This window comes from Sulfuricurvum sp., from assembly GCF_049305995.1.
Taxonomy (GTDB): domain Bacteria; phylum Campylobacterota; class Campylobacteria; order Campylobacterales; family Sulfurimonadaceae; genus Sulfuricurvum.
Genome location: NZ_JBAQPS010000087.1, coordinates 1 through 1,901 on the forward strand (window position 1 = coordinate 1; position 1,901 = coordinate 1,901).

Annotated in this window: 2 protein-coding genes; both read left to right on the top strand. The window is 30.0% G+C overall.

What is annotated here, in order from left to right; all coding sequences use genetic code 11:
• Positions 1–831 (top strand): GmrSD restriction endonuclease domain-containing protein (locus tag WA010_RS02980; protein ID WP_422555692.1); only part of this gene is annotated, 831 nt, incomplete at its 5' end.
• A partial coding sequence (locus WA010_RS02985) for an AAA family ATPase (RefSeq protein ID WP_422555693.1) occupies positions 821–1,901 on the top strand: 1,081 nt, incomplete at its 3' end. The genes WA010_RS02980 and WA010_RS02985, both read left to right, overlap by 11 nt.

Here is a 1,901-nt window from a genome sequence, read left to right on the forward strand (position 1 = left end):
GTTGTAGATGGCCTTCAAAGACTTTCAAGTATTAAAAAATTTATGGTTGACAAAAAATTAAAACTTCAAAAATTAGAATTTTTAAGTGAACTAAACGGCAAAAGTTATGATGATTTAGATAGAAATCTTAAAAGAGTAATTGAGGATACACAACTGATAACCTATCAAATAGAAGCACAAACTCCCAAAAAAGTGCGCTATTCGATCTTTCATCGTATTAATACAGGCGGGCTTGTTCTTAATGCACAAGAGATACGGCAAGCACTTAATCAGGGAGGAAATGGTGTACAGTTTCTTAAAGATATTGCTGAGGATAAAGTTTTTAAAACTATTGTAGGTCTTAAATCAAGTCGTATGTCTGATAGAGAACTAGTGTTGAGATTTATCGCTTTTAAACTCCCTACTTACAAAGAGTTTACCTTTAATAATATGGGCGAATTTTTGGATGATAGTATGGATAAGTTGGATAAGATAAAAGATGAGGTTCTTTTGAAAAATCTTAAACAAGAGTTTTTAGAGACACTTGAGTTTTCTGAAAAGGTTTTGGGAGAAGGACATCGATTTAGTCGTTCAATTGCTGATGATCATAAAACTAAATCGCTTAATCGTTCTTTATTTGATGTAATTACGGTTAGTTTGAGTAATATTGAAGATAAAGAGAAATTTTTAGAAAGAAAATTCTTGTTTTTAAATAAGTTTTTAGAACTTTTAAAAGATGAACAAAGTGAATTTACTAATGCCATTACCAAAGGTACAAGTGGTAGAGGTGCTGTAGAAATGCGGTTTAAAATTATGAATGAGTTGATTAAAGAGGTTTTAAATGAAAATTGAGAAAGTTCAAATTAAAAATTTTAAATCACTAAGAGATATTGAAATAGAGTTAAGAGGTCTTACACTTATCACTGGAATTAATAGTAGTGGAAAATCAACATTTATTCAATCATTATTGTTGTTAAAAGAAAATCGAGAATTAATTAATCAAATCGTTACTAATGGTATGATGATGTCTTCCATGAAAGAACATTCAGAGCCCTTGCGAACACATATTATAAAGCTTGTTGAAGATACAAAAAATCAACCATTGTCTTTGGAGGGTGAATATATTCATCTTGGTGATAAAAAAGATATATTTAATCAAGAAGTATATGATGAAGATATAAATATATCAATAAATACTTTGCTATTTACTATAAATTATAATAATTTATCGTTGAGTACTACATGCCCAATTCCTATATCAAATGTAATAAATTTATTTGCCGATGATTTTCAATACCTTCATACTGATAGAATTCAACCTAATAGAACCTATGAACTATCTGAGCGACATATTAGAAAAAATCTTATAGGCTCAAAAGGTGAATATACAGCTCATTACTTAGATGAAAACAGACATGAGTCTTTAAAAATTAAAGCATTAAAACATGAAAATGCCAAAACTGATAGGCTTTTAGATAATGTATCATTTTGGCTTAGTGAAATAAGTAATGGAATAGAAGTGCTTCCCAAAAAACATTTAGATACACATCAAGCAAGTTTGTCTTATCGATATATCTATGGAGAAAATACGACTAATGAGTATAGCCCTTTAAATGTAGGTTTTGGGATTACTTATGTATTGCCAATTATAGTGGCAATATTAAAATCAAAACAGGGTGATTTACTTATCATTGAAAATCCAGAATCACATCTTCATCCCGCAGGACAATCCAAAATAGCAAGGTTGTGTGCCATAGCAGTTGCTAATGGTGTGCAAATCATCGTAGAATCTCATAGTGATCATTTCCTTAATGCGATTCGAGTTGCAACTAAACAACATCTACTTAAACCTGAAGATTCTGTCGTTTATTATTTTAGTAAAATAAGCGATTCAATGGAGACGAAAGTAGAGCAACTTTTGA